The following is a 20,829-nucleotide window of genomic DNA, read 5'->3' on the forward strand; positions in this document are numbered from 1 at the left end:
GAGCCTGCGATGATGACGTCCTCGCCCTGTTTCCAGTCGGCCGGCGTCGCGACGCGGTGCTTGGCGGTCATCTGCAGGGAATCGATGACGCGCAGGATTTCCTGGAAGTTCCGGCCCGTGGTCATCGGGTAGACCAGCACCAGCTTGATCTTCTTGTCCGGCCCGATGACGAACACGTTGCGGACGGTCTGGTTGTCGGCCGGCGTGCGCGTCAGCGGGTCGCCGGAGGTCGAGGCCGGCAGCATGTCGTAGAGCTTGGAGACGTTGAAATCGGTGTCGCCGATCATCGGATAGTTCGGCGCGGCGCCCTGCGTCTCCCTGATGTCCTCGGACCATTTCGAATGACGGTCGACCGGGTCGACGCTGAGGCCCATCAGCTTGACGCCGCGCTTGTCGAATTCCGGCTTCAACTTTGCGAGAGCGCCGAGTTCGGTGGTGCAAACCGGCGTGAAATCCTTCGGGTGCGAGAACAGAAGGGCCCAGCTGGTGCCGATCCAGTCATGGAACCTGATTTTTCCTTCCGTGGTCTCGGCTTCGAAATCGGGGGCGGTTGCGCCAATCTGGAGTGCCATGGTGTGACCTCATCCTATTCTGGTTGCACGAGAATTCGTCTTTGACAGTATACGAGTGTGAAGCGGTTAAGTGAACCGGTTGGCGTAAAAGGTGAGATCCTTCTCCGCGAGCCCGGAACTCCTAGCATCTTCTTTTGGTCCGCGCCTCCGCGACGAAAAGAACCCCTCAAGTCGCGCTTCACGGGCGGAATGCCAGGTTTTGCGGCCATCCGTTTGTTCGACCGCGATCTTTTCACAGCCGTTCCACTCTTTTGCCGGCGCTGCCCCGATATCGCCTTTTATCGCCCCCAATACGCCGGGCCGCTTCGCAGCCGAGCAGCCTTGTGCTGAACCGTGACCGAGGTCACAGCGACGAATTGGCAACCATCTAAAAATCTCGGCATGCGGGTTTCGAACCGTTAACCGCTCGTTCATGCCCGGCATGGAAATGCTGGACCGGAATTGAAATTGAGAAGTGCAACCATGTCCGCCTCGACTGCCGCCGAAACATCCGGCGCCCTGCAACCGTCCTGCCGCAAGACCGCTGCTCATGCGCTCACCATCGTGCGCGACGGCGTGATCACCGGCGAGGGGCCCACCACCAAAGGCCGCATCCATTTTTCCCGCGCGCTCGATGCCGATGACGCCGCCTGGTGCGCGCGCATCCTCACGGTGAGCGAGGTCGAGCATGAGCCGGTGAGCCGCGCCGAGATCGAGGCGCTGTTCGAGATCAGCGACGCCGCCGCCGAGCGCACCGACGATGGCCGTTTCGACGATCTTCTCGCCAAGGCCGTCGCCCACCATGCGGCTTCCGAATCCGGCCTGCCGGTGCCGCCGCGCACGGTTGCTCTTTCCGCCGATACCGACATCGAGAGCTGGGCGCCGACCACGGCCACCAACATCGACACCAAGGTGCTGGAATGGATCGCCAGCCAGATGCGCGGCAAGCGCCACAGCAACCACCGCCTTGCCGCACTGGTCGCCACGCTCGTCGGCGTCGCGTTGCCGCTCGCGCAACTGCCGGGCATGCTGGATATGGGACTGCTGTAGGTTCAACCGGCGATCATCGTTTTCAGGACGGCGGGGCGGGGCTCCGCCGTTTTTGTTTGTGGGCAGCCGTGGTCGGAGCGCGCGCTGCTGACCGCAAACGATGGGGAGGTCGCACCGGTGGAAGCGCGCCGGATCAAGCCGCGGTGTGCCGCTGCCGCGTTTCCGAGGGATATTCGCCGAACAGCTGGCGATAGTAGCCGGCAAACCGGCCGATGTTCTGGAAGCCGTAGTGCATGGCGACGTCGGAGATCGTCTGGATGTCCTTTTGCGCACGCAATGCGGTGTGAACCGCGCACAGTCGCCGGTCGCGCAGGAAGGCGATCGGGCCGACTCCCAGCGCCTCGTGAAATGCGCGATGCAGCGTGCGCCGCGACAGATGGAGCTGGCTGCAAATCTCGGAGATGTGCACGGCATCCGCTGCTCGTGCGTCGAGATATTCCTCGACCTGTCTCACGATCCTCAGCGCGGAGGGAAGGGGACCATTGCGCTCCGACGGCATTCCGGCGACGATATTGGCTGTGACCGCCTCGATCACCGCGCGCTTCCAGTATTCCGCGGCCGCTGCCGACAGCGATATCCTGTCGAGCCGGCCGAGCAGCGATTGCAGGCGCGGGATGACCTCACTTATCGTTTCGGCATTTCCCTTGAAATGATTTCTCCGCCAGAGAGCTGGATCGCTCATCGGTCCCTCGGTGCCGAACGAGGATTCGATATCGGTGACCGACGTCAGCACCACAATGACCGACGCGCCGCCGTAATACCTGTTCTCGTGCTCGCTGCCGGGCTGCGTCACCAGAACGTCGCCGGGATGCGACTGATAAGTCGATCGCATCGCGCGGCCACCGCTGGCGGCCAGCATGCCGATGCCGATGCGATCCCTGTGCGACCCGCCGCGCGTCCTGATGCCGAGATTGAAGGTCGCCATGTCTACCGGGAGATCGCCGATGGTGGCGTGGGTGAGTTCGCCCGTGATCTTGCCGCGTTCGAGTTGCACGATCTCGCGGCGCGTGCCGAGAACGACCTCGTTGAGCTCCTCGAATCCCTTGATCTTCCGGGTGCGGAGCGCCGCGAATTGTCCCATCGTGCGCCTGCCTTCATTAGGGACGGACAAGCTTCTCAAGCATGGATCATCTTCGCGCGCCGATGGTCGCGTGGTCGTGCACGCTTTCAAGCTCGCCGGCGCGCAAGGGCTTGCGGCCCCGCGGATTTGTCACAAAGGCGCGAAATGCGCGCCAAATAAATCTCAATCCGAAAACATTTGGCACAAACTGGACGTCACTTGCGGAAACAATATGGCATATTGGCTGAAATACAACGAGAAATAGCGGCGCCCGTGAGCGCTTTGATCTAGATCAAACCAAGAGACAAGAGGGCTGACGTAATCGTCGTCGCAATCGCCGTCATGGGCTGGCGGAGCTGGAGTAACCAAGGGAGCTGCCAATGCTGCCAACAACAAGACTCTTCGATCGTCGCGTGCCGAAGCTGTCTGGCTTCGCCGCGCTCTTTGTCCTCAGTCTCGGTGGCCTCGCGGCGACCTCAACGCCATCATCCGCGTTAAACCCAACGCCCGGCGCGGCGCTGACCTCTCAGGTGAGGGAGGCGAGCAGCGACGTCGTGCAGGCTCGCGCGGTCGTACGCCGTGGCGGCGTGGCCGTCGGGCCACGCGGCAATGCCGTTGGCTATCGCAGCAGGACCGTCGTCCGCGGGCCGGCCGTGGTGCGGCCCGGATATGCCGGCGGCGGTGTACGCTGGGCGCGTCCCGCCGCGTACGGCTGGCCGCGTGGCGGCGCGATCGCGGCAGGTGCAGCGATTGGCATGGTTACCGCCGCAACGGCCGCTGCCTGGGCCGGCGCGGCGCCGGCGCCGGGCATGTGCTGGTACTACACCGATCCATCTCGCACACAGGGCTTCTGGGACTACTGCCGGTAGGCGTAGTACCGGTGCACGCGGTGGAAGATGTTGCAGCCAGAACCAGAAGCGAAAGAGCGTCCGCCAGGCGATAAAAGGACCGAAAATATGGTCCACATCCCCGGCGGCACGTTCCGCATGGGATCGGACCATCATTACCCCGAAGAGGCGCCCTCGCATCATGTGTCGGTCGATCCTTTCTGGATCGACCGCACGCCGGTCACGAACCGCCAGTTCAAGGAATTCGTGAAGGCGACAAACCACGTCACCACGGCGCAAGTGCCGCCGGACCCGAAGGACTATCCCGGCGCGCTGCCGCATATGATCTATGCGGGCTCGCTGGTGTTCGTGCCGCCGCACCAGGTCGCCGGCCTCAGGGATTGGAGCCAGTGGTGGACTTTCATGAAGGGCGCCGACTGGCGGCATCCGTACGGACCGAAGAGCAGCATCAACGTTTCAGACAATCATCCCGTCGTGCACGTATCCTTCGCCGATGCGCTCGCCTACGCCAAATGGGCGGGCAAGGATCTGCCGACCGAGGCCGAGTGGGAGTTCGCCGCGCGTGGCGGGCTCAAGGACAAGGAGTTCGCCTGGGGTGACGTGCTGACGCCCGGTGGCAAGCACCTGGCCAACATCTGGCAGGGCAATTTCCCGATCGAGAATCTCGGTGCAGATGGATACGAGCGCACCTCGCCGGTGATGGCATTTCCGCCGAACGGCTACGGCGTCCACGACATGATCGGCAATGTCTGGGAATGGACCTCCGACTGGTGGTCAACCAAGCACGAAGCCGACGCGCCGAAGGCGTGTTGCGTTCCGCAGAATCCGCGCGGCGGACCGGAGAGCGCGAGCCTTGATCCCTGCCAGCCCGCGATCAGGATTCCGCGCAAGGTCCTGAAGGGCGGTTCGCATCTCTGTGCGCCGAACTATTGCCGCCGCTATCGCCCGGCCGCCCGGCATGCCGAGGCGGTCGATACCTCCACCAGCCACGTCGGCTTCCGCTGCGTGGTGCGATCAACTGTTGCAGCGAAGCCTTGAAGGAGAAGTACTACCCACCCCAGGGAGCGTAAATATGAGTGATGAAGTGAATAGGGCCGGCAATGGCCAGGCAATCGATCGCCGTAACCTTCTGCTCGGTACCTCCACCCTCGTTGCCGCAGCAACCCTGACCTCGGAAGTATTGGTGCAGGCGCAGAAGGCCGCGCCGGCAGCAGCGCCCGCCGCAGCGCAGCCCGCCGCAGCCTCCGACAGAAAGCCGAATATTCTTGTCATCTTCGGGGACGACATCGGCATCCCGCAGATCAGTGCCTACACGATGGGCATGATGGGATATCGGACGCCGAACATCGACCGCATCGCTCGCGAAGGCGCAATCTTCACCGACGCCTATGGCCAGCAGAGTTGCACCGCCGGTCGTGCGTCAGTCGAGGGCGTCGTCGCCGACCGCACGACAACGGAACGAGGATCCAAAGCGCAACAAGAACAAGGGAGAGAACGGACATGTCAGCTACCATGATCAATCTCATCATCCAGCTCATCGCCGGCGCGCTCGGTGGCAACGCCGCCGGCGCCACCATGAAGAACCTCGATCTCGGCACGCTCGGCAACACCATTGCCGGTGCGATCGGCGGAGCAGGCGGCGGCACGCTTCTGACAGCCCTGCTTCCGATGCTGCAGGGCGCGGCGGGCGGTGTCGATATCGCGGCCCTTGCCGGGCAGGCAGTCGGCGGCGGCGTCGCCGGTGCGATCGTCACCGCGATCGTCGGCCTGATCAAGAATTCGATGGCGGGCGGGAAGGCAGCCTGAACGCCATCGTCCGGAGGCGGCGCGCCGCTCCGTTCATACGTCGATCAATCACGCGGGGTTGTGCGCGTGGTCAAGTATCTGTCTCGCCCGCGAAGTCTTGATGAGAGTCACTCAATGGAGCGTTGAATGAGTAATCGAGCTGACAACGGGACCCGCAAAACAATCGATCGCCGAAATCTCCTGCTTGGCACATCAACCCTCGTTGCGGCAGCAACGCTGACCTCCGAAACGATCGCGCAGGCGCAGAAAGCCGCGCCGGCTCCCGCCGCGACACAATCCGGAGCCGCCTCTGGCCGCAAGCCGAACATCCTCTTTATCATGGGAGACGACATCGGCTGGTTCAACGTCAGCGCCTACAATATGGGGATGATGGGCTATCGCACGCCCAACATCGACCGCATCGGCCGTGAAGGCGCCGTTTTCACCGATTGGTACGGTCAGCAAAGCTGTACTGCCGGTCGCGCCGCCTTTGTCACCGGCCAAACGCCGATACGAACGGGACTAACCAAGGTTGGACTGCCCGGTGCGGAGCTCGGCCTTGGCCCGCTCGATCCCAGCGTCGCCGACGTGCTGAAGACCTATGGTTACGCGACCGGTCAGTTCGGCAAGAACCATCTCGGCGATCGCGACGAGCATTTGCCGACCGCGCACGGCTTTGATGAGTTCTTCGGTAATCTCTACCACCTCAATGCCGAGGAGGAGCCGGAGAACCCCGACTATCCCAAGGATCCGGAATTCCGGAAGAAGTTTGGTCCGCGAGGCGTACTCAAGGCGACCGCCGACGGCAAGATCGAGAATACCGGCCCGTTGACCACCAAGCGCATGGAGACGATCGACGAGGAGTTCCTTGCTGCCGCCAAGGATTTCATCAATCGCCAGCATCGGGCCAACAGGCCGTGGTTCTGCTACTTCAATTCGACGCGGATGCACATCTTCACGCACCTGAAGAAGGAGTCGGCTGGCAAGACCGGTCTAGGCGTCTACCCGGACGGCATGGTCGAGCACGACGGCATGGTCGGCGAGCTATTGAAGCTGGTCGATGATCTGGGCGTCGCAAACGATACGATCGTGGTCTATACGACCGACAACGGCGCCGAGGTATTCACCTGGCCCGATGGCGGTGCGACGCCCTTCAAGGGCGAGAAGGCGACCAATTGGGAAGGCGCCTTCCGGGTGCCCTGCTTGATCCGATGGCCGACCGTGATCCAACCCGGCACCATCGTCAACGATATCTGTGCGCATGAGGATTTCATCCCGACCTTCGCGGCGGTGAATGGCGACACAGATATCGTCGAGCGAACGAAGAAGGGCACTACTCTCAACGGCAAGACCTTCAAGGTCCATTTGGACGGGTACAACCTGCTGCCCTTCCTCAAGGGCGATGTGAAGGAGTCGCCGCGGAAGGAATTCCTTTATTGGAGTGACGACGGCGATTTGCTCGCGTTGCGGATCAATCGCTGGAAGCTGGCCTTCATGGAACAGCATACCGAAGTAAGCCCGCAAACTCCCATCGGTGTATGGCAAGGCAGTTTCAAGAAGCTCCGTGCGCCCATGATGTACGACTTGCGTGCTGATCCTTTCGAACGTGGTCCGACCAGCATGTTCTACGGCGACTGGCTGGCCCGCCGGGTATTTCTCCAAGTCCCGGCGCAAGCGTTCGTTGCAAAGTACATCGATAGCTTCAAGGAATTTCCGCCACGTGCCAAGGCGGCAAGCTTCACCATCAACGACGTGATGGAGAAGATAACGGCGGGCCCACAAAAGAACTGACTGTAACTGACGACGGCAAGGCCCGGAGAATGTGCATTGCGAAGCGGCGAGACCGACTGGGCCAAAGATCCGGCCAAACTACCACTTGTAAAGGAGTCGAGAATGACTATCCGAAGAGTTCTAGTTGCGGCGCTGCTTGCAACGTGTCTTTCTCCGCTGGCGCAATCGCCGGCGCTGGCCCAGCAGCCGAGCACTGCGAAACCGAACATCCTTGTGATCTTCGGCGACGACGTCGGGCAAGCCAATATCAGCGCCTATACGCGCGGCGTCGTCGGCTACAAGACGCCGAACATCGATCGCATCGCCAACGAAGGCATGATGTTCACCGACTATTATGCGGAGAACAGCTGCACGGCGGGCCGCTCGACCTTCATCACGGGACAGGTCTGCCTGCGCACCGGCCTCTGCAAGGTCGGCATTCCCGGCGCCGCCGTCGGCTTGCAGGACCGCGACATCACGATTGCGCAGGCGCTCAAGCCGCTCGGCTACGCAACGGGACAGTTCGGCAAGAACCATCTCGGCGACCGCGACGAATATTTGCCGGTCAAGCACGGCTTCGACGAATTCTTCGGCAACCTCTATCATCTGAACGCTGAGGAAGAGCCGGAACAGCCCTACTATCCCAAGAATGACGCGGCGTTCGTCAAGTCGAACTCGCCTCGTGGCGTTCTGAAGGCATCGGCCGACGGCAAGATCGAGGACACAGGTCCGCTCAACCGAAAGCGGATGGAGACGGTCGACGACGAAACGACGGCCGCTGCCATTGACTTCATGCAACGACAGGCCAGGGCCAACAAGCCTTTCTTCACCTGGATGAACACGACGCGTATGCACCTGTTTACCCATGTGCGCGAGTCCATGCGCGGGCAGAGCGGCATGCCCGGCAACGAATACGCCGACGGTATGGTCGAGCACGATGGCGACGTCGGCAAGCTGCTCAAGGCGATCGATGACCTCGGTATCGCCAACAACACGATCGTGGTCTACACGACCGACAACGGACCAAACCAGTGGTCGTGGCCGGATGCGGCGACGACACCATTCCGCAGCGAAAAGGATACCAACTGGGAAGGCGCGTTCCGCGTGCCCGCGATGGTTCGGTGGCCCGGCCGCATCAAGGCCGGCGAAGTGTCGAATGAAATGGTCTCAGGCCTGGACTGGTTCCCGACGCTGCTGGCCGCGGCCGGCGACGCCGATATCAAGGAACGTCTGGCCAAAGGCACCAGCATCGGCGGCAAGAACTTCAAGGTGCATCTCGATGGTTACAACCAGTTGCCGCACCTGACTGGACAGCCGAAGTCCGCCCGCAACGAATTCTTTTATCTCAACGATGACGGCGAGGTGGTCGCTTACAGGTACAACGACTGGAAGATCGTGTTCTGCGAACAGCGCCAACCCGGCGGCTTCGTGGTGTGGGCCAACCCGTTCACCTGCCTTCGAGCTCCGAAGGTGTTCAACCTCCGCATGGACCCGTATGAGCGCGCAGACGTGGTCTCCGACCAGTACTACGACTGGACTGCGAAGAACGCTTACCTGATTCAGTACGGCGTGTGGCGGGTGGCTCCGTTCCTGCAGACATTCAAAGAGTATCCGCCGAGCCAGCGTTCCGCGAGCTTCAGCATCGACCAGATGGTCGATGCTCTGATGAAGTCGATGGACAAGACGGCGCCGAAGTAGCGATGGGCGATCGTCCGGCCGCCACGTTCCGGCGGCCGGGCGGACTTTCCTGGCGGGACGACAATGAACGATCTTGGCCCAAGCACACCACAAAAAGCGGCGAAGCCGTCCGCGGCCCGCGACGCGCTACTCGATCTCAAGGAGCGGATCGGCAAGTCGGTTCTCGGCCAGGATCATCTGGTCGAGAGCATGCTGATCGCCCTGCTGGCGAACGGCAATGTCTTGATCGAAAGCCTGCCGGGCCTCGCCAAGACCCGGGCCGTGAAGACGCTCGCCAGGCAACTGGCGGCGGATCTGTCGCGCGTGCAGTTCACGCCGGACCTGCTGCCTTCGGACGTGACCGGCGCCGAGATTTACGTGCAGACTGACAAAGGCGGCCAGTTCCAGTTTCAGAAGGGGCCGATCTTCGCCAACCTCGTGCTGGCCGACGAGATCAACCGGGCTCCGGCGAAGGTGCAATCGGCGCTGCTGGAGGCGATGGAGGAGCGGCAGGTCACCGTGGCCGGCAAGACCTACAAGATGCCCGACCTCTTCATGGTGCTGGCGACCGAGAACCCGATCGAGCAGGAGGGTACCTATCCCTTGCCCGAAGCGCAGCTCGACCGCTTCCTGATGCATGTCGTCGTGAGCTACCCGGACGAGGCGACCGAAGGCGAGATCATCAAGCTGAACCGCGCCGAGAATGCGCAGAAGCTCGGGGATCACGCGGCGGCGCCGGCGCCGGCGCCGGTGCCGCAACAGGCCATCCTCGACGCGCGCGGCGAGATCGACGGGGTGTTTGTCTCCGACCTCGCACAGAAATACATCGTCGACCTCGTCTATGCGACGCGCTTTCCTGGCCGCTACGGCGATCCGCTCGGCAAGTGGATCCAGATCGGCGCCAGCCCGCGCGGCAGCCTGGCACTGGATCGCTGCGCCCGCGTGCGCGCCTGGCTCGACGGCCAGGAGTTCGTCACGCCCGAGCACGTTCGCGCCGTGATGCACGATTGCCTGCGCCACCGGCTGATCCTCAGCTACGAGGCAATCTCGCAAGGCGTCAACGCCGACAAGGCGATCGACAAGATCGCCGAACTGGTCGCAGCCGCGTGAGGGCGCCATGGCCGACGGGACAACCAGCGCACCGGGTGTCTACGTCAGCTTCGAAGACCTGATTGCGCTCGAACATCGCGGCCGCCGGGTCTCCTTCCTCCCGCATCAGCCGGTTCACAGCCTGCTGTCGGGGCGTTTCGCCTCGCGCATGCGCGGCCGCGGGCTGAACTTCGAGGAAATCCGCGACTATCGTCCCGGCGATGACATCCGCTCGATCGACTGGAAGGTCACGGCCCGGCTGCGCGAGCCGCATGTGCGCGTCTTCAACGAGGAGCGCGACCGGCAGGCGCTATTGGTCGTGGACCAGCGCTTGTCCATGTTCTTCGGCAGCCGCCGCGCGATGAAATCGGTCGCGGCGGCAGAAGCCGCGGCGATCGGTGCATGGCGGGTGCTTGGCGTGGGCGACCGGGTCGGCGCCATCGTGTTCGGTGACGGGGAGCTTGCCGAATTCCGGCCGCGGCGCAGCCGCGCGACGGTGCTTCAGATATTGATGGCGGTCGCAACGCATAACCGGGCGCTCGGCGTTGGAACCGGCATCGCGGCTGCGCCGGGCATGCTGAACAAGGCGCTGCAGCAAGCACAGCGGCACGCGTTGCACGATGCTGCCGTGATCATTGTCAGCGATTTCGACGGCGCCGATGACGAGACGCGCAAGATGGTCGGTGCCATCGCCCGTCACAATGACGTCGTGGCGCTTCTGGTCCACGACCCCCTGCAAAGCGAGCTGCCGGCTTCGGCCAGTATGACCGTGACCGACGGCGAGCTGCAGATCCATGTCGAGTTGGGCCGTGAAAGCGTTCGGCAAAGCATTTTGCAGGCAACCCGCGATCGGCTGAAGGGCGTATTCGCCTGGACGCATGAGCTCGGCGTGCCCGTGCTGCCGCTCAGTGCCGCCGAGGATACGGCGGAGCAGCTTCGCCGCCTGCTTGGCGCCTTGCCGGGCCGCAGCAGCGGCCATGGTCAGATGGGAGCGAGCCTTGGCTGACCCGCAGACCAGTCAAACCGATCCGCTGGCAGGGCTGATAGACATCCCATTGCCGCAGGAAGCCAGCCTGTGGCCGCAGACCTGGACGCTTCGCATTGCGATAGCGCTGATCGTGGCGAGCGCGCTCGTGGCAGCCTGGCGGCTTGCCCACCGCTTCTACGCCAACAGATATCGACGCGAGGCGCTCGCCGAACTGGACGCGATGATGGCGAGCGGCGCGCCGGATCAGGCGCGCCTGAGCGTGCTGGTGCGGCGAACGGCGCTTGGCGCTTTCCGGAGGGAAGCCGTCGCGCCGCTGACGGGTTCGGCGTGGCTCGCATTCCTCGACCGCAGCTATGGCGGGCGGGAATTCTCCGAAGGCGCCGGCAGGCTGCTGATCTCGGCGCCTTATCAGCGGGCGCCGGTCAGCCGCGATCAGCTTGAGGCGCTGGCCGATCTCGTCCGTCGCTGGATCAGGGGGCACCATGTTTGAGTTCGCCTGGCCCTGGATGTTCGTCTTGCTGCCGCTGCCGATCCTGGCCTGGTGGCTGCTGCCGCCATACCGTGCGCGGCAGGCGTCGGTGCAGGTGCCGTTCTTCGAACGATTGGCAGCGGCGACGGGGCAGACGCCGCAGCGCGGTGCCGTGGTGCTGCAGCGGCGACGGGTCCAGATGATCTTTGCCGTCGCAATCTGGCTTCTGCTCGTCGCCGCACTGGCGCGGCCGCAATGGGTGGGAGATGCCGTGACGCGAGAGATATCCGCGCGCGATCTCGTTCTGGCGATCGATATATCCGGCTCGATGGAGCAGGCCGACTTCCGCAGCGCCGATGGCGCGGCGCTGACCCGCCTCGACGGGGTCAAGCGCGTTATCAAGGATTTCATTGCGCGCCGTCGCGGCGATCGCCTGGCGCTGATCCTGTTCGGTACCAAGGCCTATGTGCAGGTACCGTTCACGCAGGACCTGCAAACGGCCGCGCAACTGCTCGACCAGACCCAGGTCGGCATGGCCGGGCAGCAAACCGCGATCGGCGACGCCATCGGGCTTGCGATCAAGACATTGGAAGTTAGCACCGCCAAGCAAAAGGTGCTGATCCTGCTTACCGACGGTAACGATACCGCAAGCCGCGTTCCTCCCGAGCACGCCGCCGATATCGCGCGTCAGAAGGGACTGGCCGTCTATACGATCGGCGTCGGCGATCCCGCCGCGTCAGGCGAGAACCGCGTCGATCTCGGCGTGCTGCAATCGGTGGCGGCTGTGACCGGCGGCCGCTTCTTCCGCGCCGAGGATGGAGCGCAGCTGCAGGCGATCTACGCCGACATCGATCGCCTTGCGCCCGCAAAGCTCGACACGCTGTCGTGGCGCCCCAAGCTGCCGCTGTTTCAGTGGCCGCTCGGAGCGGCGGTCGTGCTGGGACTGGCGCTATGGCTCGGGCTGTGGCTCGGCGCCGCGCGTGAACGGAAGGGAGTGCTCCGTCATGCCTGACGCTGCGTCCATTCCGTTCCATTTTCTTCGGCCGTGGTGGCTGCTGGCGCTGATCCCGGTCGCGGCGATCGTTGCGGCGCTGCTGCGGCGGCAAAATCCGCGGGCGCAGTGGGGCGGCGTGATCGCGCCGCATCTGCTGCAGCATCTGATCGTGCAGCCGGGGAAGGGCCGCGGCATCAGCCCGCTCTATCTTGTGGCGGCTGCACTCGTGCTCGGCATTGTCGCGTTGTCGGGGCCGACCTGGCGGCGCGAGCTGCCGCCCTTCGTCGAGGACAAGGCGCCGCTGATGATCGTGCTGGCGCTGAGCACGAGCATGGACCAGCCCGATGTGGCGCCGACGCGCCTTGAGCGCGCCAAGCAGAAGGTCAGGGATCTGCTCGCCGCCCGCAGCGGCGCGCGAAGCGGGCTGATCGCCTATGCCGGCACGGCTCACCTCGTGATGCCGCTGACCGACGACAAGGCGGTTGTCGAACCGTTCCTTGCGGCGCTGGCAACGGGGCTGATGCCCTCGGACGGCAAGAACGTCAGCGCGGCCGTTACCCTGGCGGCGCAGTTCCTGCTGAGCGAGCCGGTTGCCGGCACGATCCTCGTCGTCGCCGACGATCTCGACGAAGCCTCAATTCGCCAGGCCGCCGGCCGTAACGGGATCGCGATGCTGAGGATTGCGCCGGCGCAGCCGGGCGAGGGAACTGGCTTCGGCTCCGACATCGTGCGCGTCAGCGTCGATGGAGCCGACATCCAGGCGATCGAGCGGCGGATTGAAACGCGCTTCCAGGCCGCGCAGGGAGATGCGTTCGGCATGCAATGGCGCGACGAGGGGTATTGGCTGCTGATCCCCATCGCGCTTCTCGCCATGCTCTGGTTCCGGCGCGGCACCACAGTGGCGTGGGCGCTCCTGCTTTTCGTCGCGGTGCAGGCCGCGCCTGCGAAGGCACAGGAGCAGCAACGTCGCTTTGCCAATCTGTGGCTGACACCCGATCAGCAGGGACGCATCGCCTTCGATCGCGGCCACTACAGCGAGGCCGCACAGCGCTTCGCCGACCCGATGTGGCGCGGCCTTGCCGCCTATCGCGCGCTCGACTTCCTCACGGCTGCGCTGGAGTTCCGCAAGGTTGAGACGGTCGAGGGCAGTTTCGCGCTCGGCAATGCCGAGGCCCAGAACCATGCCTGGGAAAAATCGATGGCGGCCTATGACGAGGTGCTGAAGGCGCAGCCCGGCCATCTCGCCGCCAAAAGGAATCGCGAGATCGTGGCCGCGCTGTTCGAGGCGGCGGAGAAAAAGCGCCGCCAGCAGGAGCAGGACGACAGCGCGCCACCGGACCTGAAGGCCGACGAGATGCGCGTCGACCCCAAGCAGAAGGGCGGCAAGCGCATCCAGGTGACGCCGGATGACGTCACGACGGCTGGCGCCGCGGAGGCCTGGATGCGCGCGGTGCAGACGACACCGGCGGATTTCCTCAGGCTCAAATTCGCGATCCAGGCGAACAGCTCGCCCGGCAACGGGGGACGGCCATGATACGCCTGGTCGTCATAGCCATCCTCGTCTTCGCCGTGATCGGCCGGGCCACGGCGCAACAGGCATCCGTTCCCGAACCGATCCTGAAGGTGACGATCGATCCGATGCGCGTCGTGGTCGGCCAGCGCACGACGCTGCGGATCGACGTGCTGGCACCGAACTACATGACTTCACCGCCGGAACTGCCGGGCTTCCAGATCCGCAACGCGGTCACGCGGCAATTGCAGAACGTGAACCTCTCCGAGGCGCGCAACGGCATCGGCTATGCCGGTGTCCGCTTCGAGTTTGCGATCTATCCGCAGGAGGCAGGTTCCTACGCCATTGCGGATCAGAAGCTGAAGGTGAAATACGCAGCGGAGCCGCCGGCCGTGCGCGAGGAAATGCTTTCGCTGCCGCGTCAATCCTTCGAATCTTACATTCCCGAAGGGGCAGCCAGTCTCGATCCGTTCCTCGCCGCCAACCGGCTGACGATCGAGCAAGCAATCCAGCGCTCCTCGGAGCAGCTCAAGGTCGGCGACTCCGTGACCCGCAGCGTGACCATCCATGCCGAGGAGACGCCGGCCATGCTGTTGCCGCCGGTAAAATTCCCCGCGGTCGACGGGCTCGCCGTCTACCCTGCGCAACCTGCACTGCAGGACAAGACCGAAGGACGCACCGACGCGCTGACGGCCACGCGGACGGATTCCGCGACCTATATGCTGCAGCGGCCCGGCGACTACGCGCTGCCGCCAATCGACGTGCGCTGGTGGAACGCTGGGGAGGGCAGGATCGAGACCGCGCATTTGGGCGTCCTGACGATAAAAGTAGCCGGCAATCCGGCCATCGAGGCGGCGAAAGCAGGCACGCCGGCCAGCCGTTCGAGCTGGGCGGCCTTCGTCAACTTCATCCTCGATCACTGGATCGCAGTGATCCTTGGCCTCGCCGGAATGATTGCGCTGGCGTGGATTGTCCCGCGCCTGGCGCGCGCGATCACGGTCCGTTACCGGCAGCGCCACGCGGCGTATCTCCGGTCCGAACAATTCTCGTTCGACAGGTTGCGCCGAGCCGCCCGCAGCGGCGACGCCAGGGCATCCTATTTCGCGCTGCTCGATTGGCTGCGGAGGTTCGAACCGGCCGGTACCATCGGCGACCTGAAGACGGCCGCGCGCGATCCCGCTCTCGAACGAGAGGTCGCCGCACTCGAGAGCCGGCTGTTCTCCGATCGGGCGGCCGGCACCGCTTGGTCGCCGCGTCAATTCATCCGCCATGTCAGTTCGGCCAGGCGAAGCCTGCGGAACAGGTCGGTTCGCCACGAGCCGCATGCCGGCTTGCCGCGTCTCAATCCCGGCGGCGATCGAGTTGCGTCCCGTCATCGATGGAGGAGGCCTGCCAGATGAAAGTTCTGACCGTTGCAAGAGCCCGACGCGCTGTCCGGACCATGTTGCTCGGCACACTGCTTGTTGCGCTGTCCGCCACCGCGGGCCTCGCACAAAGCGATCCATTGCCGTCATGGAACGATGGTCCGGTCAAGAAGTCGATCACCGACTTCGTCGCCAAGGTGACGACGCAGGGCGGCGCGGATTTCGTGCCGCCGGCGGAGCGCATCGCCACCTTCGACAATGACGGCACGCTGTGGTGCGAGCAGCCATATTACTCCCAGGTCGCCTTCGCGATCGACCGCGTCAAGGCGATGGCGCCGCAGCATCCGGAATGGAGGACCCAACAGCCTTTCAAGGGGCTGCTGGAGAACGACATGAAGACGGTCGCGGCCATGGGCCAGAAGGGCTTGCTGCAAATCGTGGCGGCGACCCATGCCGGCATGACGACGGAGGAGTTCGCGAAGGCCGTGCGGGACTGGATCGCTTCCGCCAGACATCCGCGCTTCAACCGGCCCTATGACGCCCTTGTCTACCAGCCGATGCTGGAACTGCTCGCCTATCTGCGCGCCAACGGTTTCAAGACCTTCATCGTTTCGGGGGGCGGAGTGGAGTTCATGCGGCCCTGGGTGGAGAAGACCTACGGCATTCCGCCGGAGCAGGTGGTGGGCTCCTCCGGCGAGGTCAAATTGCAGTACGGCGCCGGCGGCAAGCCGGAACTGATGAAGCTGCCCAAGGTCGAGTTCATCGACGATGGACCGGGAAAGCCAGTCGGCATCAACCGCTTCATCGGCCGCCGGCCGGTCTTCGCGTTCGGCAATTCGGACGGCGATCTGCAGATGCTGCAATGGACGACGGCGGACCAGGGCGCGCGCTTTGCCGGCATCGTGCACCACACCGATGACGTGCGCGAATACGCCTACGACCGCCAATCCAAGGTCGGCAAGCTCGACAAGGCGCTCGATGCGGCGAAAGCGGCCGGCTGGACCGTCGTCGACATGAAGAAGGACTGGAAGGAGGTGTTTCCTCCGTCGCCAGCGGCCACTGGGAGGTCGCCATGAGTGGCTACGACATCTTCGCCTGGATCGTGCTGGTCATCCTGATCGCCACGCTCGTTGTCGTGTTCTGCCTGCTCGGCTGGTTGCCGGGACACATCGCTCGGTCCCGCCATCATCCCTGGGCTGATGCGGTCAGTGTAGCGGGCTGGGTCACGCTGATCCTTGGCTTTGCGTTGTGGCCGGTCGTGCTGGTCTGGGCCTACGTCGATGTGCCTGCGCCACGCCAGCCGGAGAGGGCGCAGCCATGATGATCGCCATCATGTCGGTCTATCTGGCGCTGCTATTCGGCGCCGTGTGGTTCGGCCTCATCCGCTTCAACACCTTCTGGAAGGTGTCGCCGATCATCCTGCTGCTGTTGTTGAACCTTGCGCTGTTCATTCCGATGGGGTGGGGCGCGCCGCAGGGCCGGGCGCTGCTCTATCGTAACGCGGTAGCGATCGTGCCTGACGTCGCCGGCGAGGTGATGGAGGTGGCGGTCACTGCCAATACGCCGCTGAAGTCCGGCGACGTCCTGTTCAGGATCGATCCAACACCCTACGAGGCGCAGGTGAAGACGCTGGAGGCGCAGCTCAAGCTGTCGTCGACGCGCCTTGCCCAGATGACGCAGTTGTTCGAGCGCGACTCGGGCCGTGGCTTTGACGTCGAGCAGCGGCAGTCCGAGGTGGACCAGCTCAAGGGCCAGCTTCAGGGCGCACAATGGAATCTCGACAAGACGGTCGTGCGCGCACCGGCCGACGGCTACGTCACCAACCTCGCGCTGCGCAAGGGCGCGCGGGTGGCCAACCTGCCGCTGTCGCCGGCGATGGCGTTCATCGATACGTCGGATAGCCGTGTCGTCGTCGAAATCAACCAGATCGACGCGCGCTACATCGAGCCCGGCCAGGAAGTGGAGATTGCCTTCAAGTTCGTGCCCGGACAAATCTTCGGCGGCAAGGTCGAGAGTATCCTGCAGGCGGTCGCGACAGGGCAGGCGCAAGTCTCCGGCACGGCGGTGGCGCCGAAGACGATCGAGACCGTACCATTCGTGGTGCGCGTGAAGCTGGACAACGACGCTTTCGCGCAAAAGCTGCCGGCCGGTACCACCGGCACGGCTGCGATCTACACCGAGCACGTCAAGGTCAGTCACATCATCCGCCGTGTGCTGCTGCGGCAGGTGGCGATCCTCGATTACATCAATCCGTTTTGAAAAGGAGGCCATCATGAGGACGATTCTCGGTGCCCTTGCGCTGATGTCCATCGCCGCAACCGCGCAGGCACAGACATCGGCCGACGAGCTGGCCAGCCGCATGGTCCAGCGGCGCGCGGTCGAGGCCGCGATCTGGGGCATGGCCGCGGTCAACAGCGACCTGATGCGCCAGGAGATGCTGACCAAGACGCCGGGCAAGGTGAACCAGTTCATCTACTGGGGCCGTCCGCTCGACTGGAGGAACCAGACCCTCACGCCCAATCCCGACACGCTCTATTTCATGGCGTTCTTCGACACCAGGGAGACCGGCCCCATGGTGTTCGAGATACCGCCGGGCGACGAGCAGGGCTCGCTCAACGGCAACATCGTCACGGTCTGGCAGACCTCGCTGGAAGATGTGGGTCTGCTCGGCATCGATCATGGCGCGGGAGGCAAGTTCGTCGTCCTCCCGCCAGGCCACAAGGATGCAATCCCGGACGGCTACAGCATCCTTCCGTCGGATACCTATACCGGCTATGCGCTCGTGCGTTCCAATCTCAAGAGCCGAAGCGATGCGGACGTGGCGGCATCGCTCGCCTACGCCAAGCGGGTGAAATTCTATCCGCTGTCCGCAGCGGCCAATCCGCCGGAGACGGTGTTCACCGACGTCAAGGACGTGAACTTCGATTCGACCATCCGATACGACGCGAGCTTCTACGACTCGCTCAACCGCGTCGTGCAGGGCGAAGTCTGGATCGAGCGTGACCGCGCGATGATCGACCAGCTTCGCAGCATCGGCATTGAGAAGGGAAAGCCGTTCAATCCGGATGGGAAGGCGCGGACAGCCCTCGCGGCGGCCATTGCCGAGACCAGGGTGCTGCTGGAGCAACGCTATGACGCGGGGTTCCCGGTGTTTTATCCCGGCACGCATTGGACCATGCCCGCGCTGACCGAGGCCGTCGAGGGGCAGAGCTCGACCTATGCCAACCACGACAAGTACGCGGTCGATGCAAGGGGTGTCGCCTACACCTATGCCTATATCGCGATCAAGCGTCTGGGCGCGGGCCAGTTCTATACGATCTCGATCCGCGACAAGGACGGCCAGCCCTATGACGGCGGCAAGAGCTACCGTCTGACGGTGCCGCCGAATGTGCCGGTCGCCCAGTACTGGTCAGTGACAGCCTATGACCGGGAGACGCACGCGCTGATCAAGAACATGTCACGGGCGAGCCGCGCCTCGAATGCCGCCGACCTGCAGAAGAATGTCGACGGTTCGGTCGACATCTATTTCGGACCCGCGGCGCCGGCGGGAAAGGAGACCAACTGGGTGCCGACCGATCCGGCACGGAAGTTCGAACTGATGGCGCGGTTCTACGCGCCGAAGAAGGAGTTCTTCGAGAAGAAGTGGATATTGCCGGAGGTCGAGAAGGTGGTTGCAATGATCGGAAGCGGAGCAAAGCAATGAGAGCAGTATTATCTGGCATGTTCCTGGCGGCCGTCGCGAGCATGGCACAGGCCCAGAGCGGGAGCCCCGTGCCCGTCACTGTCGACAATTTCGCGCGCGCCGAATCCGATCTCTATTTGAACAACGCCGTCAAGGATGCCGGTGGTATCGGCAAGCTGCTCCATCACCGAGAGCCGGCGCGGATCGACAAGCAGCCGGTTATCCGGATGAACCGCGACACGCTTTACTCTTCCGCGGTGATCGATCTCGACGCCGGTCCGGTCACGGTCGAAATGCCTGATGCGGGCAAACGCTTCATGTCGTTGCAAGTGATCAACGAAGATCACTACACGCGGAACGTATTCTATGGCACTGGATCACATAAACTGAACAGGAGCAGTGTTGGAACGCGTTATGCGCTGCTCGCTTTCCGCACGCTTGTCGATCCGAACGATCCGGGCGATATCAAGCAGGTTCACGCCCTTCAAGATGCAATCAAGATCGATCAGGAAGCTCAAGGCAAGCTCGAACTTCCAAACTGGGATCAAGCCAGCTAGAAGAGCATCCGCGATGCACTCCTGATCTTGAACGACCACACCGGGGGCTTTGCACATGCTTTCGGAGCCAAAGGTCAGGTCGACCCGGTGAGGCACCTGATCGGCACGGCCGCGGGCTGGGGCGGCAATCCGGACAAAGACGCCTCCTATCTCAGCGTCACGCCCGGGAAAAATGACGGCACGACTGTCTACAAGCTGACCGTCGGGGAAGTGCCCGTCGACGCGTTCTGGTCGATCAGCGTGTACGACGCGAAGGGCTATTTCGAGAAGAACCCCTACGATGCCTACACCCTGAACAACATCACGGCGAAGAAGTCCGCGGATGGATCGGTCGCCGTGCAGTTCGGCGGTTGCGATGGCAAGATTCCGAATTGCCTGCCGGTCATGAAAGGCTGGAACTATACGGTGCGGCTCTATCGGCCGCGGCCGGAGATCCTGAACGGCAAGTGGAAGTTCCCGGAAGCGCAGGCGGTGAATTAGCCCGACAGGACGCCTACTTCGTAAGCCTCGGCGCTTGCGGCCTGGGATGTTCCGGCGCTGTCGGCGTGAAGCTCAAGGTCGCCATGAAGGTGGAGTTCGTCGGCCGGTTTTCCGTGAAGATGTCCACATAGCCGCGCAGGTTCAGATAGCCGGTGTAGCCTTCCCAGGCGGGGAAGAAGAAGCCGATCTGCGGGCCGAGGCCGATCGCGCTGCCCCTGTTGTCGCCGAGCCTGGCGCCGGTGCCGCTGTCGCCGGTGACCTGCTGATAGACATAGCCCACCAGCCCGGCGTGAACGCTCTTGCCGATGAATTGCGAGGCCGCCCAGTCGGCATGGAAGTCGATGCCGTTGCGGTAGTCCAGCGCCGTATTCGGGCCGTTGAAGCTGAAGCCCGCGACCACCGAAAATTCCTGGCCGGTCTTCGGATTGAGGTAGGTGTAGCCGCCACCGGCATCGACCGAGACAAAACCAGGGCTGAGATTGGCAAGGCGGGTGGAATCATAGGTGCCGGTCGGGATATTGCCGAATACGTAGGTCATGAAATTGTTGACGCCGACATTCCATTTCAGGGTGCCGATGTAATAGACGTCGCCCCAGGTGACCCTGTTGTCGAAGGCGGAGCCGGAAATCGCATTGCCGCGCGGCCCGGCCAGCGTCGCGTTGATATCGACCCCGACATTGCCGGGCACGGTCGCCGCGCCGATCGTCAACTGGCCGCCGAGCACGGGCGTCGCGAAGGTGTAGGTCGGCAGAAACACGCCGACATCCGCTTTGGCGTGCAGGCCGGCCACGATGTTGGCATTGCTCTGGAGGGCCTTGCCTCCGCCGGCTACGGCGTCGAGGTGAATATACTGGAAAGTATAGCTCATCCCGGGCTGGCCCGGCACCGCGGAGAGGCTGCCCTGTCGGTAGCACACGATATGTCCGGTTTAGGTAGCACACGATCTGTCCGGTAT

At 63.6% G+C, this 20,829-nt stretch carries 20 protein-coding genes and 2 pseudogenes; 18 read left to right on the plus strand and 4 right to left on the minus strand.

The genetic code is table 11. The annotated features are described in order from the left end of the window. A partial coding sequence (locus V7E26_RS21770) for a peroxiredoxin (protein ID WP_324420075.1) occupies positions 1-572 on the minus strand: 572 nt, incomplete at its 3' end. A 66-nt stretch (positions 573-638) separates the two neighbouring features. After that, entirely contained in the window at positions 639-995 is a 357-nt protein-coding gene (locus V7E26_RS21775; protein ID WP_324420077.1) for a hypothetical protein, read from the minus strand. A 39-nt stretch (positions 996-1,034) separates the two neighbouring features. Between V7E26_RS21775 and V7E26_RS21780 the strand changes: the two genes are divergently transcribed. Continuing rightward, positions 1,035-1,601 (plus strand): hypothetical protein, encoded by a 567-nt coding sequence (locus V7E26_RS21780; RefSeq protein ID WP_324420079.1) that lies wholly within the window; start codon positions 1,035-1,037, stop codon positions 1,599-1,601. Positions 1,602-1,734: 133 nt separating this feature from the next. Here the strand turns inward: V7E26_RS21780 and V7E26_RS21785 are convergent, their stop codons facing one another. Further along, on the minus strand, positions 1,735-2,682 hold the full coding sequence (locus V7E26_RS21785) for a helix-turn-helix domain-containing protein (protein ID WP_324420081.1): 948 nt from the start codon (positions 2,680-2,682) through the stop codon (positions 1,735-1,737). A gap of 509 nt (positions 2,683-3,191) precedes the next feature. Here V7E26_RS21785 and V7E26_RS21790 point away from each other — a divergent pair. From V7E26_RS21790 to V7E26_RS21870, 17 genes and pseudogenes are all read left to right on the plus strand, one after another. Beyond that, on the plus strand, positions 3,192-3,530 hold the full coding sequence (locus tag V7E26_RS21790; RefSeq protein ID WP_442893452.1) for a hypothetical protein: 339 nt from the start codon (positions 3,192-3,194) through the stop codon (positions 3,528-3,530). An 87-nt stretch (positions 3,531-3,617) separates the two neighbouring features. Continuing rightward, positions 3,618-4,547 (plus strand): formylglycine-generating enzyme family protein, encoded by a 930-nt coding sequence (locus tag V7E26_RS21795; protein WP_442893453.1) that lies wholly within the window; start codon positions 3,618-3,620, stop codon positions 4,545-4,547. A 34-nt stretch (positions 4,548-4,581) separates the two neighbouring features. Then, a pseudogene (locus V7E26_RS21800) lies at positions 4,582-4,932 on the plus strand (sulfatase-like hydrolase/transferase); the annotation flags it as partial. A gap of 77 nt (positions 4,933-5,009) precedes the next feature. Then, positions 5,010-5,315 (plus strand): hypothetical protein, encoded by a 306-nt coding sequence (locus tag V7E26_RS21805; RefSeq protein ID WP_324420086.1) that lies wholly within the window; start codon positions 5,010-5,012, stop codon positions 5,313-5,315. Positions 5,316-5,441: 126 nt separating this feature from the next. Next, positions 5,442-7,085 carry an arylsulfatase gene (locus V7E26_RS21810; RefSeq protein WP_324420088.1) on the plus strand — a complete coding sequence of 548 codons (1,644 nt, stop codon included), beginning with the start codon at positions 5,442-5,444 and terminating at the stop codon, positions 7,083-7,085. 102 nt (positions 7,086-7,187) lie between these two features. Further along, a complete protein-coding gene (locus V7E26_RS21815; protein WP_324420090.1) occupies positions 7,188-8,762 on the plus strand; it encodes an arylsulfatase in 1,575 nt (524 codons plus the stop codon). Between the two features lie 63 nt (positions 8,763-8,825). Then, positions 8,826-9,851: an AAA family ATPase gene (locus V7E26_RS21820; RefSeq protein ID WP_324420092.1), complete on the plus strand. Its 1,026-nt coding sequence runs from the start codon at positions 8,826-8,828 to the stop codon at positions 9,849-9,851. A gap of 7 nt (positions 9,852-9,858) precedes the next feature. Further along, positions 9,859-10,836, plus strand: a complete 978-nt coding sequence (locus V7E26_RS21825; protein WP_324420094.1) for a DUF58 domain-containing protein — start codon at positions 9,859-9,861, stop codon at positions 10,834-10,836. Further along, the gene (locus tag V7E26_RS21830; protein ID WP_324420096.1) at positions 10,829-11,308 is read left to right on the plus strand and encodes a DUF4381 domain-containing protein; all 480 of its coding nucleotides are present in this window, start codon (positions 10,829-10,831) and stop codon (positions 11,306-11,308) included. The genes V7E26_RS21825 and V7E26_RS21830 overlap by 8 nt, the downstream gene beginning before the upstream one ends. Then, complete coding sequence (locus tag V7E26_RS21835) at positions 11,301-12,299, plus strand: vWA domain-containing protein (RefSeq protein WP_324420098.1); 999 nt, start codon at positions 11,301-11,303, stop codon at positions 12,297-12,299. The genes V7E26_RS21830 and V7E26_RS21835 overlap by 8 nt, the downstream gene beginning before the upstream one ends. Further along, entirely contained in the window at positions 12,292-13,815 is a 1,524-nt protein-coding gene (locus V7E26_RS21840) for a VWA domain-containing protein (protein ID WP_324420100.1), read from the plus strand. Before V7E26_RS21835 ends, V7E26_RS21840 begins: the two co-directional genes overlap by 8 nt. Beyond that, positions 13,812-15,191, plus strand: a complete 1,380-nt coding sequence (locus tag V7E26_RS21845) for a BatD family protein (RefSeq protein ID WP_324420103.1) — start codon at positions 13,812-13,814, stop codon at positions 15,189-15,191. The genes V7E26_RS21840 and V7E26_RS21845 overlap by 4 nt, the downstream gene beginning before the upstream one ends. Further along, complete coding sequence (locus tag V7E26_RS21850; RefSeq protein ID WP_442893454.1) at positions 15,188-16,231, plus strand: HAD family hydrolase; 1,044 nt, start codon at positions 15,188-15,190, stop codon at positions 16,229-16,231. Before V7E26_RS21845 ends, V7E26_RS21850 begins: the two co-directional genes overlap by 4 nt. Further along, positions 16,228-16,476, plus strand: coding sequence for a DUF3302 domain-containing protein (locus tag V7E26_RS21855; RefSeq protein WP_324420105.1), 249 nt, complete (start codon positions 16,228-16,230; stop codon positions 16,474-16,476). Before V7E26_RS21850 ends, V7E26_RS21855 begins: the two co-directional genes overlap by 4 nt. Next, a complete protein-coding gene (locus tag V7E26_RS21860; RefSeq protein WP_324420106.1) occupies positions 16,473-17,414 on the plus strand; it encodes an HlyD family secretion protein in 942 nt (313 codons plus the stop codon). Before V7E26_RS21855 ends, V7E26_RS21860 begins: the two co-directional genes overlap by 4 nt. A 13-nt stretch (positions 17,415-17,427) precedes the next feature. After that, the gene (locus V7E26_RS21865) at positions 17,428-18,858 is read left to right on the plus strand and encodes a DUF1254 domain-containing protein (RefSeq protein ID WP_324420108.1); all 1,431 of its coding nucleotides are present in this window, start codon (positions 17,428-17,430) and stop codon (positions 18,856-18,858) included. 17 nt (positions 18,859-18,875) lie between these two features. Then, positions 18,876-19,874 (plus strand): annotated as a pseudogene (locus tag V7E26_RS21870) (DUF1254 domain-containing protein). A 13-nt stretch (positions 19,875-19,887) separates the two neighbouring features. Here the strand turns inward: V7E26_RS21870 and V7E26_RS21875 are convergent. Further along, complete coding sequence (locus tag V7E26_RS21875) at positions 19,888-20,790, minus strand: SphA family protein (RefSeq protein WP_324420110.1); 903 nt, start codon at positions 20,788-20,790, stop codon at positions 19,888-19,890. Positions 20,791-20,829: the final 39 nt, after the last annotated feature.

Origin of the sequence: Bradyrhizobium sp., from assembly GCF_036735945.1 — a bacterium.
In the GTDB taxonomy this organism is placed as follows: domain Bacteria; phylum Pseudomonadota; class Alphaproteobacteria; order Rhizobiales; family Xanthobacteraceae; genus Bradyrhizobium.

Coding starts and splice junctions, on each gene's coding strand:
- V7E26_RS21850 (WP_442893454.1), top strand. CDS start 15,188: ATGAAAGTTCTGACCGTTGCAAGAGCCCGACGCGCTGTCCGGACCATG.
- V7E26_RS21795 (WP_442893453.1), top strand. CDS start 3,618: ATGGTCCACATCCCCGGCGGCACGTTCCGCATGGGATCGGACCATCAT.
- V7E26_RS21845 (WP_324420103.1), top strand. CDS start 13,812: ATGATACGCCTGGTCGTCATAGCCATCCTCGTCTTCGCCGTGATCGGC.
- V7E26_RS21820 (WP_324420092.1), top strand. CDS start 8,826: ATGAACGATCTTGGCCCAAGCACACCACAAAAAGCGGCGAAGCCGTCC.
- V7E26_RS21805 (WP_324420086.1), top strand. CDS start 5,010: ATGTCAGCTACCATGATCAATCTCATCATCCAGCTCATCGCCGGCGCG.
- V7E26_RS21815 (WP_324420090.1), top strand. CDS start 7,188: ATGACTATCCGAAGAGTTCTAGTTGCGGCGCTGCTTGCAACGTGTCTT.
- V7E26_RS21860 (WP_324420106.1), top strand. CDS start 16,473: ATGATGATCGCCATCATGTCGGTCTATCTGGCGCTGCTATTCGGCGCC.
- V7E26_RS21810 (WP_324420088.1), top strand. CDS start 5,442: ATGAGTAATCGAGCTGACAACGGGACCCGCAAAACAATCGATCGCCGA.
- V7E26_RS21855 (WP_324420105.1), top strand. CDS start 16,228: ATGAGTGGCTACGACATCTTCGCCTGGATCGTGCTGGTCATCCTGATC.
- V7E26_RS21840 (WP_324420100.1), top strand. CDS start 12,292: ATGCCTGACGCTGCGTCCATTCCGTTCCATTTTCTTCGGCCGTGGTGG.
- V7E26_RS21775 (WP_324420077.1), bottom strand. CDS start 995: ATGCCGGGCATGAACGAGCGGTTAACGGTTCGAAACCCGCATGCCGAG.
- V7E26_RS21865 (WP_324420108.1), top strand. CDS start 17,428: ATGAGGACGATTCTCGGTGCCCTTGCGCTGATGTCCATCGCCGCAACC.
- V7E26_RS21835 (WP_324420098.1), top strand. CDS start 11,301: ATGTTTGAGTTCGCCTGGCCCTGGATGTTCGTCTTGCTGCCGCTGCCG.
- V7E26_RS21785 (WP_324420081.1), bottom strand. CDS start 2,682: ATGGGACAATTCGCGGCGCTCCGCACCCGGAAGATCAAGGGATTCGAG.
- V7E26_RS21780 (WP_324420079.1), top strand. CDS start 1,035: ATGTCCGCCTCGACTGCCGCCGAAACATCCGGCGCCCTGCAACCGTCC.
- V7E26_RS21825 (WP_324420094.1), top strand. CDS start 9,859: ATGGCCGACGGGACAACCAGCGCACCGGGTGTCTACGTCAGCTTCGAA.